Source organism: Acinetobacter sp. ACIN00229 (genome assembly GCF_016106645.1).
GTDB lineage: Bacteria > Pseudomonadota > Gammaproteobacteria > Pseudomonadales > Moraxellaceae > Acinetobacter > Acinetobacter oleivorans.
Genome location: NZ_JADWOM010000011.1, coordinates 141,125 through 155,554 on the forward strand (window position 1 = coordinate 141,125; position 14,430 = coordinate 155,554).

The 14,430-nt window shown below is 36.2% G+C and carries 16 protein-coding genes; 10 read left to right on the forward strand and 6 right to left on the reverse strand.

Annotated features, from left to right (window positions below):
* The first annotated feature begins 2 nt into the window (after window positions 1–2).
* Window positions 3–1,127, forward strand: coding sequence for an ABC transporter permease (locus I7H67_RS12180; RefSeq protein WP_198307957.1), 1,125 nt, complete (start codon window positions 3–5; stop codon window positions 1,125–1,127).
* Between the two features lie 4 nt (window positions 1,128–1,131).
* Window positions 1,132–2,250, forward strand: coding sequence for an ABC transporter permease (locus I7H67_RS12185; RefSeq protein ID WP_198307958.1), 1,119 nt, complete (start codon window positions 1,132–1,134; stop codon window positions 2,248–2,250).
* 36 nt (window positions 2,251–2,286) lie between these two features.
* Here I7H67_RS12185 and I7H67_RS12190 read toward each other — a convergent pair whose 3' ends face one another.
* A complete protein-coding gene (locus I7H67_RS12190) occupies window positions 2,287–3,156 on the reverse strand; it encodes a DUF2797 domain-containing protein (RefSeq protein ID WP_198307959.1) in 870 nt (289 codons plus the stop codon).
* Window positions 3,157–3,195: 39 nt separating this feature from the next.
* Here I7H67_RS12190 and I7H67_RS12195 point away from each other — a divergent pair, with 39 nt between their 5' ends.
* Both I7H67_RS12195 and I7H67_RS12200 read left to right on the forward strand, forming a co-directional pair.
* Window positions 3,196–3,657, forward strand: a complete 462-nt coding sequence (locus I7H67_RS12195; RefSeq protein WP_016138231.1) for a DUF6231 family protein — start codon at window positions 3,196–3,198, stop codon at window positions 3,655–3,657.
* Between the two features lie 99 nt (window positions 3,658–3,756).
* A complete protein-coding gene (locus I7H67_RS12200) occupies window positions 3,757–4,350 on the forward strand; it encodes a YidB family protein (protein WP_151822528.1) in 594 nt (197 codons plus the stop codon).
* Between the two features lie 107 nt (window positions 4,351–4,457).
* Here the strand turns inward: I7H67_RS12200 and I7H67_RS12205 are convergent, their stop codons facing one another.
* The 3 genes from I7H67_RS12205 to I7H67_RS12215 form a co-directional block, all read right to left on the reverse strand.
* The gene (locus tag I7H67_RS12205) at window positions 4,458–5,564 is read right to left on the reverse strand and encodes a porin (protein WP_151767280.1); all 1,107 of its coding nucleotides are present in this window, start codon (window positions 5,562–5,564) and stop codon (window positions 4,458–4,460) included.
* A 255-nt stretch (window positions 5,565–5,819) separates the two neighbouring features.
* Entirely contained in the window at window positions 5,820–6,233 is a 414-nt protein-coding gene (locus I7H67_RS12210; protein WP_198307960.1) for an HIT family protein, read from the reverse strand.
* 17 nt (window positions 6,234–6,250) lie between these two features.
* On the reverse strand, window positions 6,251–6,520 hold the full coding sequence (locus I7H67_RS12215; protein WP_005304919.1) for a YARHG domain-containing protein: 270 nt from the start codon (window positions 6,518–6,520) through the stop codon (window positions 6,251–6,253).
* An 864-nt stretch (window positions 6,521–7,384) separates the two neighbouring features.
* Here I7H67_RS12215 and I7H67_RS12220 point away from each other — a divergent pair.
* Complete coding sequence (locus I7H67_RS12220) at window positions 7,385–7,849, forward strand: hypothetical protein (RefSeq protein WP_198307968.1); 465 nt, start codon at window positions 7,385–7,387, stop codon at window positions 7,847–7,849.
* A gap of 153 nt (window positions 7,850–8,002) precedes the next feature.
* On the opposite strand, the gene I7H67_RS12225 is transcribed toward I7H67_RS12220, so the two are convergent.
* Both I7H67_RS12225 and I7H67_RS12230 read right to left on the reverse strand, forming a co-directional pair.
* Window positions 8,003–8,875 (reverse strand): NAD(P)-dependent oxidoreductase, encoded by an 873-nt coding sequence (locus I7H67_RS12225; RefSeq protein ID WP_198307961.1) that lies wholly within the window; start codon window positions 8,873–8,875, stop codon window positions 8,003–8,005.
* Between the two features lie 10 nt (window positions 8,876–8,885).
* Window positions 8,886–9,971, reverse strand: coding sequence for an alpha/beta fold hydrolase (locus I7H67_RS12230; protein ID WP_198307962.1), 1,086 nt, complete (start codon window positions 9,969–9,971; stop codon window positions 8,886–8,888).
* Between the two features lie 135 nt (window positions 9,972–10,106).
* Between I7H67_RS12230 and I7H67_RS12235 the strand changes: the two genes are divergently transcribed.
* The 5 genes from I7H67_RS12235 to I7H67_RS12255 all read left to right on the forward strand — a co-directional run bounded on the left by I7H67_RS12235 (window position 10,107) and on the right by I7H67_RS12255 (window position 14,388).
* Window positions 10,107–11,294, forward strand: coding sequence for an O-succinylhomoserine sulfhydrylase (locus I7H67_RS12235; RefSeq protein WP_198307963.1), 1,188 nt, complete (start codon window positions 10,107–10,109; stop codon window positions 11,292–11,294).
* Window positions 11,295–11,488: 194 nt separating this feature from the next.
* Complete coding sequence (locus tag I7H67_RS12240; protein WP_151823210.1) at window positions 11,489–11,722, forward strand: hypothetical protein; 234 nt, start codon at window positions 11,489–11,491, stop codon at window positions 11,720–11,722.
* A 281-nt stretch (window positions 11,723–12,003) separates the two neighbouring features.
* A complete protein-coding gene (locus tag I7H67_RS12245; protein WP_005304937.1) occupies window positions 12,004–12,333 on the forward strand; it encodes a YbaB/EbfC family nucleoid-associated protein in 330 nt (109 codons plus the stop codon).
* Window positions 12,334–12,342: 9 nt separating this feature from the next.
* On the forward strand, window positions 12,343–12,939 hold the full coding sequence (gene recR, locus I7H67_RS12250) for a recombination mediator RecR (RefSeq protein WP_004792557.1): 597 nt from the start codon (window positions 12,343–12,345) through the stop codon (window positions 12,937–12,939).
* A gap of 324 nt (window positions 12,940–13,263) precedes the next feature.
* Window positions 13,264–14,388, forward strand: coding sequence for a ribonuclease D (locus tag I7H67_RS12255; protein WP_198307964.1), 1,125 nt, complete (start codon window positions 13,264–13,266; stop codon window positions 14,386–14,388).
* Window positions 14,389–14,430: the final 42 nt, after the last annotated feature.

Sequence of the window (14,430 nt, forward strand, 5' to 3'; positions counted from 1 at the left end):
CAATGAGCTTTGGATTTTGGAATCGGCTGACAGCATTAGTTCGTAAAGAAACTAAGCAGCTCATTCGTGATAAAAGCAGCCTCGGGATTGGACTCGTTTTGCCTGTTATTTTAATTCTACTGTTTGGTTATGGACTTTCTTTTGACTTAAATCAGGCCCGAGTCGGTGTTGTTGTCGATCAGTCTTCACTACAGATCAATCAGGCTTTAGCTGGTTTAAATGGCTCACGATATTTAACAAGTCAAGAGTTTCATAATTTGCCTGAAGCAGAGCAGGCCATTCGAGATGGTGAAATTGATGCCATTTTGCATTTTCCTTCAGATTTTGCTAGTCAGGCACAGCAAGGTAATGCCAAGGTTCAACTATTATTAAATGGGACATCCACTACCATAGCAACAGCTTTAGAGGGATATGTCGCAGGTGCTTTAGCTACCGCGCCGTCTATACAAGTTGACCGTGGGCAAATATTAGCAACGTCAAGCGCCGTTAATATTGAACAACGAATATGGTTTAACGAATCTGGAAACAGTACTTGGTTTTTAGTCCCTGGCTTAATGGTACTTATTTTAACTTTAATTGGCGCATTTTTAACGGGACTGCTTATTGCCCGTGAAAGAGAACGGGGAACTCTAGAAGCTTTATTTGTTACACCTGTACGGCCATTTGAAATTGTATTAGCAAAACTCATTCCCTATGTGGTGGTCGGCATGATTGATATCGTGATCTGCCTTGTTGCTGCGTATTTTATTTTTGAAGTACCTATGCGTGGTTCATTATTCTCAATTTTATCGACTTCATTTTTATATTTAATTGTCTCGTTATTACTTGGTTTAGCTATATCAGGCTTTGCTCAAAGTCAGTTTCAGGCGAGTCAAATTGCCTTATTGGCAAGTTTTATGCCCGCGCTGATGCTTTCTGGGTTTGTTTTTGATACACGCAACTTGCCTTTGGTTGTGCAAATTATTAGTCAGTTACTACCGGCTACACATTTTATGATTTTAATTAAAACCTTATTTATGGGAGGTGATGATTGGAAGTTATGGTTTAAAGAATGCGGTTTTCTGGTGGGATATATCGTTGTTTTGATATGTGCTGTGAACTTGTCACTGAAAAAACGGTTGAGATAAAGATATGTGGCAGCAACTAATCGCTTGGCTAAAACATTTAAGTTTTTTGGTCAAAAAAGAATTCTTAACCATTTTTAGTGACCCTGCAAATAGAGTCATTCTATTTGTACCAGCCCTCATGCAGGCACTTTTGTTTGGTTATGCTGCTACTTATGATGTTAACCATGTCGATTATGCAATTTTAGATCAGAGCAATGGGCAGGTTTCACATGAACTCATCTCAAAACTAGATGGCTCTGGTATTTTTAAGCGTGTTGCAACACTTGAATATACCGATCAAATCAAACAAGTTATTGATAATCGTCAGGCACTGGTTGTAATTACGATACCGTCTAACTTTGAAGACAAATTAAATAATAACCAAAGTTCATCTATACAAGTGATTGTTGATGGCAGGAACTCATCAACTGCTGTTGTAGCTGGTTCATATCTAAATAAAATTGTTGGTCAGTTTAATCAGCAAAAATTTAACTCAGCTTTGCCCATTAGCCTTGAAACAAGAACATGGTACAACCCAAATCAAGAGTCTCGATGGAGCCTAATGCCTTCATTAATTGCAGCATTAAGTATGATGCAAACATTACTTTTATCCGCTTTATCAGTCGCGCGTGAACGTGAACAGGGCACATTTGATCAGTTATTAGTGACACCGTATACGCCATTACAAATCATGATTGGTAAGGCCTTACCGCCAATTTTTGTAGGGCTGATGCAGTCAACTATTATTTTATTGATTATTTTGTTCTGGTTTAAAATTCCTATGAATGGCTCTATTGGGCTGCTTTATTTTGGTTTATTGAGTTTTAACATGGCTGTAGTCGGTGTGGGCTTATCAATTTCGGCATTATCTTTAAATATGCAACAAGCCATGCTTTTTACTTTTTTATTGATTATGCCTTTAATGTTGCTTTCAGGTTTACTTACACCCGTAGAAAACATGCCGGAAGCATTACAAATAGCAACGTACGCAAATCCATTGAGGTTTGGAATTAACTTGGTACAACGAGTTTATTTAGAGGGTGCAAGTTTTGCACAAGTTAAATTCAACTTTATTCCAATGATCATACTTGGACTAATAACTTTGCCTTTGGCAGCTTGGCTATTTAGAAACAGATTATCTTAATTAAAAAAGCCCCATTTTAGGGGCTTTAAAACTTACTTAGGCACGTACAATCAGCTCGTAACCCGTATATTTACGGATATTAATAACACCAATATCAAAGATTAAATATTGCCCTTTAATACCTTGTAATACACCACGAATTTTTGGTGTTTTATCTAAGTTTAGAGACTTAATTTTTTCAGGATATTGTTCAACTGGATAAACAAACTCACGTGGCAATTCATTTTCTAGTAGTTCAACCGTTTCGTTAAATTCAAGATTTTGACTGAATTCCTCACGAATAGATTGAATTTTTGGTGCAAACTCTTCGATTAACTGATCACGTTGTTCTGTCAGTTTCAGAGGTTCAGCTTCACCCTTAAGAAGTTTACGCCAATCAGTTTTGTCAGCAACCAAAGAACCAAACATAGTTTCAAGTTGACCAGATAAACGGCGGGATCCAACTTTTAAAATAGGTAAGGCTTGAGTTGCACCTTGATCTAACCAACGGCCTGGCATATGGCTAACACGAGTAATACCCACTTTTAAAGCACTCGAATTTGCCAAATACACAATATGAGGTTGGAAACAAACATTGTGGGCAAAGTCATCTTCACGACATGTACCTAAATGATAGTGGCATGTTTCAGGTTTCATAATGCATAGGTCACATTCTGCTTTAGTTTTAAAGCATTTAAAGCAGTGGCCTTGAGAATAAGATTTTGGTGTTTTAGTGCCACAAGAAGTGCAATAAATATTACCTGTCCATTCGATTTCTAGTTCTTGTCCTAAATTAAAAGGAAGATCAATTTCTGAACGGTCTAATACAAATTTGTATTCAACATTTGCCTTGGTTGTCTGTTGATCAGTTACACTAGCATCTTTTAGGCCTGCATGCATTTTATGGCAAATGCCTTGTAGTTCCATAAAGTTTAAACTCACATCTTTCAATTAAGGGTTGCAGTTATGGCTGAACAAAATGTCATCACTTCTATGCTAGACGATTTATCAAACGAACAGCCCATTCATACTGCACTTTGTATTGGCCAGAAAATTGACCAGAATAACGCAATTCAATGGCACTATTTTACCGTAACTGAGCTTTTAAGTCTGCCTTTTACTCAGCGTTATGATTTGGGTTTTGTATTGTTTGATACAGATGAAATGCAGAACATAACTGAAGTACAAAAGTCACAATTGTTAGTGAAGCTAAGAGATTTATTAGCAAAACGAATTGTTGTAGTAAGTAAACGCAGTGATGAACAGTTATTACGTTCTTTAGGTTTTACGCAACTCATTGATAAAACTTCACATGATAGTGATTTTGCTTTATGGCAATTTAACATCTTGACCTATAAGCATGTTCCAGATTGGTTTAACTCAAAATTCTGGGCAAACCCAGAGAACTGGAATAAATTCCGCTGGTAAAAGAGCACTAAATCTCTTTCAAAATTTAACAATTTGGCTTTTGCTGTCTTCACAAGAATCCGCGTATGCTCGTGTATAAACCATACATAAGAGTTACACATGACAAATTTAAGCAACATTGTAGAAGTTTTGGCTCAGCAGGCTTTAGGTGGGAACCAGCAAGCATCAGGTCAAGGTGGTTTAGGTGGAATTTTAGGTTCAGTACTCGGACAAATGGGGGGCAATACTTCTTCTGGCGCACAAGGTGGTCTTGGAGGAGTACTAGGTTCTGTATTAGGTCAAGTGACTGGAAATAATAATAACGCACCTCAAGCAGGTGGTGGCGTACAAAGTTTATTAATTGCAGTTGTACCTTTAATTTTAGGTTGGGTTCAACAACAGGGTGGTTTGCAGGCTGCATTAGAAAAGTTAAAAGGTGCGGGTTTAGGTAATCAAGTTCAAAGCTGGGTTGATCCAAATCAAAGTAATAGCGAAGTTCCTACTCAACAATTGCAAAGTTTATTTAATCCAGCTGACATTGAGCAAGTTGCTGCGCAAGCTCAAGCTCCAAAAGAGCAAGTTTACGGTGCAATTGCTTCAGTCCTACCTCAAGTCATTGACTCATTAACACCTCAGGGTGAAAGTACCGATCATCAAGAAGCAAACCAAGATATTCAAAACGTTATGAATCTTGTAAGTGGTTTCTTAAAATAAGCTACAAAGTAAAAAAAGCCGATAAAAAATATCGGCTTTTTTAATCTGAACAATAAAATAAAAGGGCATTAGCCCTTTTATTTTAGATATGAATCAAAGATAACTAATTAGAAGTTATATTCGATACCTGTACCTACAACAGTTTGCTTGTCGTCATCATTCAACCAGTCGCGTTTTTGTTGAGCAACGATGCCGTAGAAGCGAGCTTGCTTGTTGATTTGGTAATCAAGACCTAAACCGTACAAATCGATTTTACGATCTGATTGACCACTTACTTGGGTTTCAGCTGAAGCATATTCTGCTTTCACTTTAAGTTTAGTGTTAGGAATTTTATAAGCAGCTGTTACTGCATATGCTTGTTCCTCTAAACCGCGGTAAGCTTTACCAGCTTTATCGATTGAACCATCTGATTTATATGATTGACCATATGCAGTCAATTCATCAGTAGGTTCAGCGTGTTGCCATAAAGCACCTACCACAAAACCTGATTTTGCGATGTCATAAGAACCAGTTACACGGTAAGCATCTGTATAAACATCTTTCAGACCGTAAGCAGCATATTTACCTTTAATACCAAAGTCACCAGCGGCAGCTACTGCTAAACCAAGGTCTTTATTTTCATAACCAAGCGCAGTAGACACAGAGTCAAAGCTGTCATTCTTACTGTCTTTACCAGTTTCACCTTGTTTGCTGTCAGAGGTGCTTTCACCAGTTTGAGCCATGATGTTGAAAGTTAAACCAGCTAATAATTTAGGGTCTAATTCAAAACCAACTACGTTATCTAAGCGGTTTTCACCGTACATGATATTGGTAATATCTAAACGTGTATCGTCATTAAAGATGTCTTGGTTACCACCAGCAGCAGTTTTAAAGTAAGAGTCGTATTTACCTACTTTTAAAGTACCAACACCTTCAGTTTTTAAACCGATGAAACGGTTACGAGCGCTAAGGTCACTATCAGAACCTGAACCATCAGTAGAAATTGCCCATTCAGCTAAATAAACAGCAGATAACTTATCAGTTAATTTCTCTTCACCTTTTACCCCAATGCGAGAAGAGTTTGAGTTAACTTCGGTAACATCACTTTTACCATCGAAATTTTTATTATCAACTTGGTTAATAGAAACATTTAGTTTGCCATACAAAGTTGGCGCTGCTTGCACCGCGTTTATGCTCAAAGTTGCAACTGCGGCAGCGAGTAGCAATTTCTTCATTGAGATTTCTCCAAAAGGTATTTAAAAATGGCGTATGCCTAGTTAACTATTTATTTTGTAGTTGACTTATGTACAAAAAGTTACAAAAGCTCACCAACTTGCTAAGCAGTATCGGCAAACTTTGTGACAGGGGCGTGAAAAATAAATGACAGTTTTATGACGATTAAAATTTAGAAATAAATTAATTATTTTAGGTTTTTATAGTTTTTAGACGAAAAAAAGCGGAGTCAAAACTCCGCTTTAATATATTAAAAATCAAAGAGCTGCTTTAATTTTCTCAGCTAAAGCTTTAATTTTTTCTTGATCGCCTAACTCTACAGCATGTCGTCCAAGTTGATGAACATTTGTAGGAATAAGGTGAAAATGAACATGTGGAACAGTTTGTCCTGCCGCTGCTCCAGAAAGTTGCATTAAGACAATACCTTCTAAATTAAGGGCTTTTTCCATTGCTTTCGCAATTTTCTGAACAATTTGGATGGTATATGTGGCTGCTTCTGGGGGTAAATCAAGTAGCGTTACAGCAGGTGTTTTTGGAATAACTAATGTATGACCATCGGCTTGAGGCATAATATCCATAAAAGCTAGAACTTGATCATCTTCATAGATTTTTATCGCTGGAAGTTCATTGCGTAAAATTTTGGCGAAGATATTTTGATCATCATATGCCATGTATTAGTCCTTTAAAATTATTTACATTTCAATTCTTTCTGACGCTCTTTAATAGCATCAAGACGTTGTTGCTCTTTGTCAGAAAACTTTGGTTTTGTCGTATGACAGTTTTCATTACCATATTTTTCTTTAGCATCAGGATCTTTAAAACAAAAGCCTTTTGATGCATAAATCAAATTATAGTCGTCTTGCAATTTCTGACATTCTTGCTCAGGCGTTGCAGCTTGAACGCTTAAACCAGCCATGCTCACCATGCCAGTAAAGACTGCAACCATAAATTTATTCATGAGCGTTTCCTCAGTTAAAGGTATGAACCTGTACTCAATATAAGGTTTATTACCAATATTTCAATGATTATTAATTACTCAAATGTCATTTTGGGTGATAATTTGTTCATAAAACGAATAAAAACTTTAGATATCAATAATTTATAAAAATCAAATAAAAACATAAACTTAAGAGAAATTATATATATTTTTTTAGAATTTGATTCTTTTTAATTCACTTTTATCTTTTATTGGCGATATAAAAATATGCCTATGATTAAGGTGATCAGATATAAAAAATTTTAGCAAAAGATGAGATCTTATAGCCTATTCCATTTGCCAAATAGACAAATAAAGTTTGAAATTAGGTCAATGAAAAAGGGGATTAGCAATGACATTATCAAAAACACAAAACGTGATAATTATCACAGTTTGTGTTTTTAGGATTAAGTGGAATTCACTGGGCCCATTTTAATTTAGACGGAAATGGGCTTTTTCTTTTAAGCTGTAAAATATTAATAGACCAAAAGTAATCTTATTTTACACTTCAATTGAAAGATGTATTGATTTTGCATGTTTTAACTTCTATTATATAGTCCTTAAATTGCTGCGTTTGATAGTTTTTTGTTTTTGTAGCCCATTTCTAAAATTGAGATGGGTTTTTTTTATTTAAGTTATTTCGAAATATATTAATTCAACCCCACTCTTGTGAGTGGTAATTAGCTATATGTTTAATTAGTGTGATGCATTTTGCACACAACTTTCACTTTTACTGTTGTGGTTACTTTTTAATCCAACTAACTTACATATAGCAATGTTATATTCATCATACTTCCTTAAAGGATCTGGTTATTCATCGGAGACAAGATTAAAAGGAAATAGAGAATTCCACAGTTTTTACTCATTGCTGAAAGAGTTTATAAAAAATCTGAAGAAGAAAAGCTTTTCTCAGAGGATATTATTGAGCACTTGAATCGCTTAGTTAGTATGATTCGACAAGAGATAAAAGATACTTCATATAAATTAAAATATAACTTTATTGATTTTGAAGAATGTTTAAATAAGCCAGCAAATGAATGTTCAGCTAAACTCGATATTAGTTTAATGCCAACATATAAAAATAAAGGTGAATATATTATGTGGTTGGCTAGTTTTATTGAAAAGATTACTTTGGGAGGAAGAGAAAAGTTCCCACCACTTGCTAATACTTTGCTTCCTAGCTGTATGCTTGCCAATCCTTATTCAGCAAAAATGGAACAGGCTAAGGTTGTATCCGAAAAAAGTGCACAAATGATTGTAAATTATTTTAGATCCTCCGATTATAAAAAGGTTAATAAAGTACCTACTTAGTATAGAAATAATAATCTTTCAGATACTTAATGTTTTTATATAGAAAAATTTTCGTAATGAATGACATGAGTTTGCCATGTTTAAGGTTTCATACTATTCCTTAGGGAGCCTATTAAAATTAAGTTTAATAGGCAGTCATCTAAAAGATTAAATTTACTCTAATGTAATCTTTGTCCACGCTTCATACATTTTAACGGCCGCAGAGAAGTCACTGTTGTCTTCAGCAGTTAAATGAGCAGCTTGGATTAAACTTTGTGTTAATGACAAAAGCGGGGCAGGAAGCTTTGCTTGCTTGACTAACTCCAAAGCAATTCCTGTGTCTTTGGCAAGAAGAGGCAGGCCAAAGGTTACTGGAAATTCGCGACTCAATACACGCTGTGGGAAGATAGTTTCTGTTACCAGACTTTTACCACTTGAAGCGTTAATACACTCTAAAGCTTCGTTCAAACTTACCCCATGCGCTTTTAAAGCACTGAAACCTTCTGCAACAGACCAAAGGTTGACCGCAAGTAGCATATTATTAACTGCTTTTACTGCAAATCCAGCGCCAGACTCACCGACATGTTTAATTAATTTTCCTACCGCTTGTAGAGCTGGTAATGCGCGTTCGAAAGCTGCTGCATCACCACCCACCATTACAGTCAGAGTTGCATTTTCAGCTCCTACGGTTTGACCGCTTACTGGAGCATCCAGAAAATCAATATTCAATTGCTTTAATGAGCTGGCTAAGGCGCGGGCAGAGTTAGGAACCCCGCTGGTACAGTCAATCCAGATTGCACCAGATTTAATTTCAACACCATTAATAAGTACTTCTACATCAGTGCTTGTCGGTAAGCATGAAAAGATAATATCTGCTTGTACAGCTTGCTCTAATGAGACAGCCTTAGTGCCATAGTCTGCTGCATGTTGTTTGGCTTTTTCAAAATTTCGATTCCATACATAGACAGTATCGAAGTGTTTTGGTAAATGCGCTGCCATACGGTAGCCCATTGCACCCAAACCAATAAATGCAACAGATTGACTCATGACCTTATCCTTAAATTTGTGTTGAACGTTCGGCGAGCCATGCAGCCAGTTTCGGCCAAAACTCCAGAGCACTTGCTTGACTCGACATTAGGCCTAAATGACCACCGGGGATGAGAGTAAACGTGACATCCTGACTGCTTGTCAATTGACTTAATGGTGAAGCAGCGTCAGCAGTGACCAACTGATCACTACGACCCGCGCCAACTAAGAGGGAACAATCTATATTTTTTAATTCGATTTTCTTATCTTTTAACTGAATAAAGCCGCGTTTTAGCGGATTTTGTAGCCAGACATTAAACAACATGTCCTGATTAATGCCACCCGGATAGTCAATCATATTATTTAAAAAGTTACTTAGGGTGGCATGCTCTTGTACAAATTGCAGGTCATCAAGATTCTTTAGCAATTGCACATGTCCATCTAACCAACCTTTAGGATCAAGAATTTTGAAACCTAATGAATTTAAAATTCCGGGACTGTGGATCAGACGTTTTGGCAATCCAGAGTAAATACGTTCCTGAATTTTCTTATTGCGGCTAATCAAATGATTTATGGTTTGATAGAGCTTGCCAATATGACCAGATGCATAACTATCTATTGGACTACCAAGAACAATTAAATTTTTAATGTAGTTGGGTTGGTTCAGAGCAGCATATAAAGTCACGAATATGCCTGCCATACTCCAGCCATGGAGCGAGATTTGCTCACTTCCTGAATGTGCGCGAACGAGCTCTATTACTTTAGGAATGAAATCTTCAATAAATGATAAAAAGTTAAGGTGTCTATCTTTAAACTTTAAGCGTCCCCAATCGACTAAATAGACATCAAAGCCTGCATTTTGAAAGTATTTAATAAGAGAACGATAAGGATATAAATCATAAATCGCCATATTAATTGCGAGTGGGGCAACAAATACTAATGGTTCTTTAAATTTTTTTTGTGTTGCTGAGTAATAACGAATACGGGTTTGATTGAATTCGCCAATCACCTCAAAGGGGGTGCTTTGAGATAGTACTAATGTTTTTGAATGAAATAGTCGGGCAGAAAGGTGCTTGATTTGGCTTTGTTCTGAGACAAGGGACTTTAAGCGTTTCATCTTGCTTTACCAACTATTTACTAAAATTAAATAAAGTCTAAGCGATAATTTTCAGGTTTACCTTGACCTTAAATACCTTAGACACTCAAAATGATGATAGTTTTTTAGTACATGACCAGTAAAGGCGAACATTTAATGAACCAGTCTGATGATTTAGAATACCAACTTGATACTTTAGCCATTCGTACCGGACATACTCGTAGTTTTGAAGGTGAGCATGGCGAACCGATTTTTTTGACATCATCTTTTGTATATGAAAATGCAGAAGAAGCTGCAGCAAAATTTTCTGGTCAAGTTCAAGGAAATATCTATTCTCGTTTTACCAATCCGACTGTATCGATGTTCGAAAAACGCTTAGCTGCTTTAGATGGTGCTGAACGTGCTGTTGCGACAAGCTCTGGAATGGGCGCGATTTTGTCAGTTACTATGGCATATCTCAAAGCGGGTGATCATGTTATTTGCTCAAGAGCAGTATTTGGTTCAGTTGTTGCCTTGTTTGAAAAATATATTGCCAAGTTTGGTGTAGATATTACTTTTGTCGATTTATGTGATTTGGACGATTGGAAAAACGCAGTACGTCCAGAAACTAAACTGTTATTTGTTGAGTCGCCGTCTAATCCTCTAGCTGAGATCGCAGATATTCAAGCACTTGCAGATATTGCTCATGCGAATGGTGCATTACTTGCGGTTGATAACAGCTTCTGTACGCCTGTTTTACAGCAACCATTAAAGTTTGGGGCAGACCTTGTTATTTACTCGGCGACTAAATATTTAGATGGACAAGGGCGTGCATTAGGCGGTGCTGTTGTCGGTAATCATCAGTTATTAGAAGAAGTTTTTGGTGTTGTCCGTACGCTTGGACCATCAATGAGTCCATTTAATGCATGGGTTTTCTTAAAAGGTTTAGAGACTTTACGCTTACGTATGAAAGCACACTGTGAGAGTGCTCAAATTCTTGCAGAATGGTTATCTACTCATGAAAAAGTAGAAAAAGTTTACTACGCTGGCTTACCAGCTCATGAAGGCCATGAACTTGCCGCTAAACAGCAAACTGGTTTTGGTGGGATTGTTTCTTTCGTTGTTAAAGGCGAACGTGAAGGTGCTTGGAAGGTTATTGATAATACTAAGTTTATTTCGATTACTGGTAACCTAGGTGATGTGAAGTCAACAATTACCCATCCTGCAACGACTACACATGGCAAACTTTCTGTTGATGCAAAAGCTGCGGCTGGTATTCAAGAGGGGTTAATCCGTGTATCTGTAGGCTTAGAAGATATTAATGACATTATTCGTGATATCTCACGTGGTCTTGATCTGATCTAATTATCCTTATTGAAATAATTCTTTTGGGTTATTTTTTCATGAAACCATCTCTTTAATCGAGATGGTTTTTTTATATTTAAATGTTACTCAAATTTCAGAATTACAATAAAAAACCTACATTTTTGTTTAAATGAGAGCTAAGAGTACAAGGTATAAAGACTGTAAATTTAATTAAAAGAAATGTGAGTTTTAAAATGCTTAAGCCTATTGCTATTGTCGTTGTAGTGGGGGTAATCGGGGTAGTTGGATACAAATTGCTGACCAAACCGAGTCAGAACCCAATGAATGAGACAACTTTATTGATCAACAATGCAGAGAAGTCTGTTCAAGAAGCAGATAAATCTATTCAAGAAGCAAATACCTCCTTTAAGAAAGTTCCTTTAAGTGAATATAAAACAATTGATAAAGGTCTACAGGCATCTCAATAGTGCTATGAGTTTTTATAAGACTTTAACGTATGCCATCTAAATATTTAGGAAGTGTACCTAAGTATGAGCATGTTACTCATGTCGCTACGTAAAATAGAGCTAGAGATACTGATAGAAAACATTAGCCTATTGTGTCAGAATTACGGATTAATTTGAGTTCAATGCACTAATCTGTATGTATTTTAATCGCATAGGTTGGTTCAATGAGATTAAGTTTTTATAAAGTATTACCAGATAACGCATAATACTTTAAAGATTTGATAGAGATACGGAGTAAAGTTATGAATATCAATATGCTCATGCAGCAAGCGCAGCGCATGCAAAAAGATATGGAAACAAATATAAAAAAGGCGAAAGAAGAGCTTGCTCAAACTGAAGTTCATGCAGAAGCTGGTGGCGGTTTGGTTAAAGTAACCATGACTGGGCGCTATCTTGTAAAACGTATCGAAATTAACCCTGAATTACTTCAAGATGAACCAGATATGATTGAAGATTTGATTGCTGCAGCGGTAAATGATGCTGTACGTCAAGCTGAAGTTATTTCTGAAGAAAAAATGCAAAAAGCGAATTCTGGTATGGGCTTGCCACCTGGCTTAGCGGGCATGTTCTAAGGAAATTCTGTGTTTAGCGATAGATTTGAACAACTCGTTCAAGCTTTACGTATATTGCCTAGCGTTGGTCCGAAGTCGGCTCAACGTATGGCATTACATCTTTTGATGAAAAATCGAGAAGGTGCGTTTGCATTAGCTCATGCTTTACATGAAGCTTCAAGTTATATTCATGAGTGCAGCGTTTGCCATTCTTTAACTGAACATGAAATTTGTGATATTTGCGCCTCAACTGAGCGAGAAGATCAACTATTGTGTGTGGTTGAATCACCAGCAGATGTAATGGCAATTGAGCAAAGCGGAAGTTTCCGTGGTAAATATCATGTTTTAGGTGGGCATCTTTCACCTTTAGATGGTATTGGTCCAGAAGAAATTGGTATTCCTTATCTGATTCAGCGTTTAAGTCAAGGCAAAATTGAAGAAGTGATTTTGGCAACAAATGCGACTGTAGAGGGACAGGCAACCGCTCATTATTTGGTAGAAGCGACTAAGCACTTACCTATACAAATGACACGTATTGCTCAAGGTGTACCGCAAGGTGGTGAACTTGAGTATGTAGATAGCCATACCTTAAGTCAGGCAGTTCATAATCGTATGAGAATGAAATAAGCATTTCGATGCTTGTTTCATTAATGTCATATAAAATTGAATTAGATTTATTAATTTAGTTATAAAAGATGAATGTTATTTTGTCTTTAATTAAAAAAGTTTAAATAAAATATGAAAGCCCATAAGAATGAAAAAGATCATATAGATTTTAAACAATGAATATTTGGAGTTAACTTTAAAAATATAAATAAAAGATCAAAAAATTATCTATTTTCGAAAAATTGTTCAAAAATAGAGTATTCATAAAGGTTTAAGTGGTAATTTCCTACTTCTATGTTATATATACCAGAGTTCTAAGCACTCTTTGCATTTACTTGAGAAAGCATGTTTCAGTTTATCCAACAGCAAACCGATTTGGTTGATGTTCTTCAAAAAATGGATCAATGTTCGATATATGGACTTGATACAGAATTTATTAAGGTTGACACACTCTGGCCTAAACTTGGGGTATGCCAAGTCAATGTAAATGGTAATGTCTATCTGTTGGATGGTGTTTCATTAGATCTAAGTCAGTTTTGGAAAAAAATATTTCTCGCACAGCAGAACATTTTTCATGCATGTGGGGAAGACATCGATTTAATCTATCATTACGCTGATCAAGAAGATTTGCTTAATGTGTTTGATACTCAAGTGGGCCTTTCTTTCTTAGGTCACGGACTACAAGTGAGTTACCAAGGCGCTTTAAAGCTTTGTCTCGATATTGACATTGAAAAAGATCAAACAAGATCCGATTGGTTGGCTCGGCCTTTATCGCCTCAGCAACTCTGTTATGCAGCCAATGATGTTCTATATATAATGAAGTTAGCTCATCATATTCAAGAACAACTTAAGCAGAAAGGGCTTTATGACTATGTTCTTGAAGATTGTAGTAGTTTAACTAAAGAAATTATTAGTGAAACGCCTAAAGAGTTACTCTATACCGATGTTGGTAATTATCGTCATTCGCGCCGTCAATTGATGCAATTGCAAAATTTAAGTGAATGGCGTGATTACATTGTTAAAGCGACGAATCAGCCACGCAGTTTTATTCTTAGAAACTCAACCATGATTGATATGGTTGAAAAGAATCCACGTAATAGTTTTCAACTCTCGCAAGTTAAAGATATTCGCCCAAATGTAGTTCGTGAATATGGGAAAACGATTCTAGAATTACTTAAAGATTTACCTAATGAAAGTGAATGGCCAACAAGAATTGCCAAACCTTTTAAAGTAACATCTAAAGAAACTTTAAATAAAATGGATATGGTACTTGCCCATGCAATAAGTGAAACTTCTATTCCTAAAGAAGTATTACTGAGAAAAAAATGGCTAAATGCAATTCATCAACATGTTCTCTCTCAAGGGGATGAACAAGATTTACCTGATTATCTTTTGGGTTGGCGTTACGAGCTATTAACTCAACCATTAATTCAGTTATTTCAAGAAGAAAAACAAAGTCTATCCATTTAAAATGATGTGACAGTTAAAATTTAAAAGCTCATCTTCGTGATG

Coding starts and splice junctions, on each gene's coding strand:
- I7H67_RS12180 (WP_198307957.1), top strand. CDS start 3: ATGAGCTTTGGATTTTGGAATCGGCTGACAGCATTAGTTCGTAAAGAA.
- I7H67_RS12185 (WP_198307958.1), top strand. CDS start 1,132: ATGTGGCAGCAACTAATCGCTTGGCTAAAACATTTAAGTTTTTTGGTC.
- I7H67_RS12190 (WP_198307959.1), bottom strand. CDS start 3,156: ATGGAACTACAAGGCATTTGCCATAAAATGCATGCAGGCCTAAAAGAT.
- I7H67_RS12195 (WP_016138231.1), top strand. CDS start 3,196: ATGGCTGAACAAAATGTCATCACTTCTATGCTAGACGATTTATCAAAC.
- I7H67_RS12200 (WP_151822528.1), top strand. CDS start 3,757: ATGACAAATTTAAGCAACATTGTAGAAGTTTTGGCTCAGCAGGCTTTA.
- I7H67_RS12205 (WP_151767280.1), bottom strand. CDS start 5,564: ATGAAGAAATTGCTACTCGCTGCCGCAGTTGCAACTTTGAGCATAAAC.
- I7H67_RS12210 (WP_198307960.1), bottom strand. CDS start 6,233: ATGGCATATGATGATCAAAATATCTTCGCCAAAATTTTACGCAATGAA.
- I7H67_RS12215 (WP_005304919.1), bottom strand. CDS start 6,520: ATGAATAAATTTATGGTTGCAGTCTTTACTGGCATGGTGAGCATGGCT.
- I7H67_RS12225 (WP_198307961.1), bottom strand. CDS start 8,875: ATGAGTCAATCTGTTGCATTTATTGGTTTGGGTGCAATGGGCTACCGT.
- I7H67_RS12230 (WP_198307962.1), bottom strand. CDS start 9,971: ATGAAACGCTTAAAGTCCCTTGTCTCAGAACAAAGCCAAATCAAGCAC.
- I7H67_RS12235 (WP_198307963.1), top strand. CDS start 10,107: ATGAACCAGTCTGATGATTTAGAATACCAACTTGATACTTTAGCCATT.
- I7H67_RS12240 (WP_151823210.1), top strand. CDS start 11,489: ATGCTTAAGCCTATTGCTATTGTCGTTGTAGTGGGGGTAATCGGGGTA.
- I7H67_RS12245 (WP_005304937.1), top strand. CDS start 12,004: ATGAATATCAATATGCTCATGCAGCAAGCGCAGCGCATGCAAAAAGAT.
- I7H67_RS12255 (WP_198307964.1), top strand. CDS start 13,264: ATGTTTCAGTTTATCCAACAGCAAACCGATTTGGTTGATGTTCTTCAA.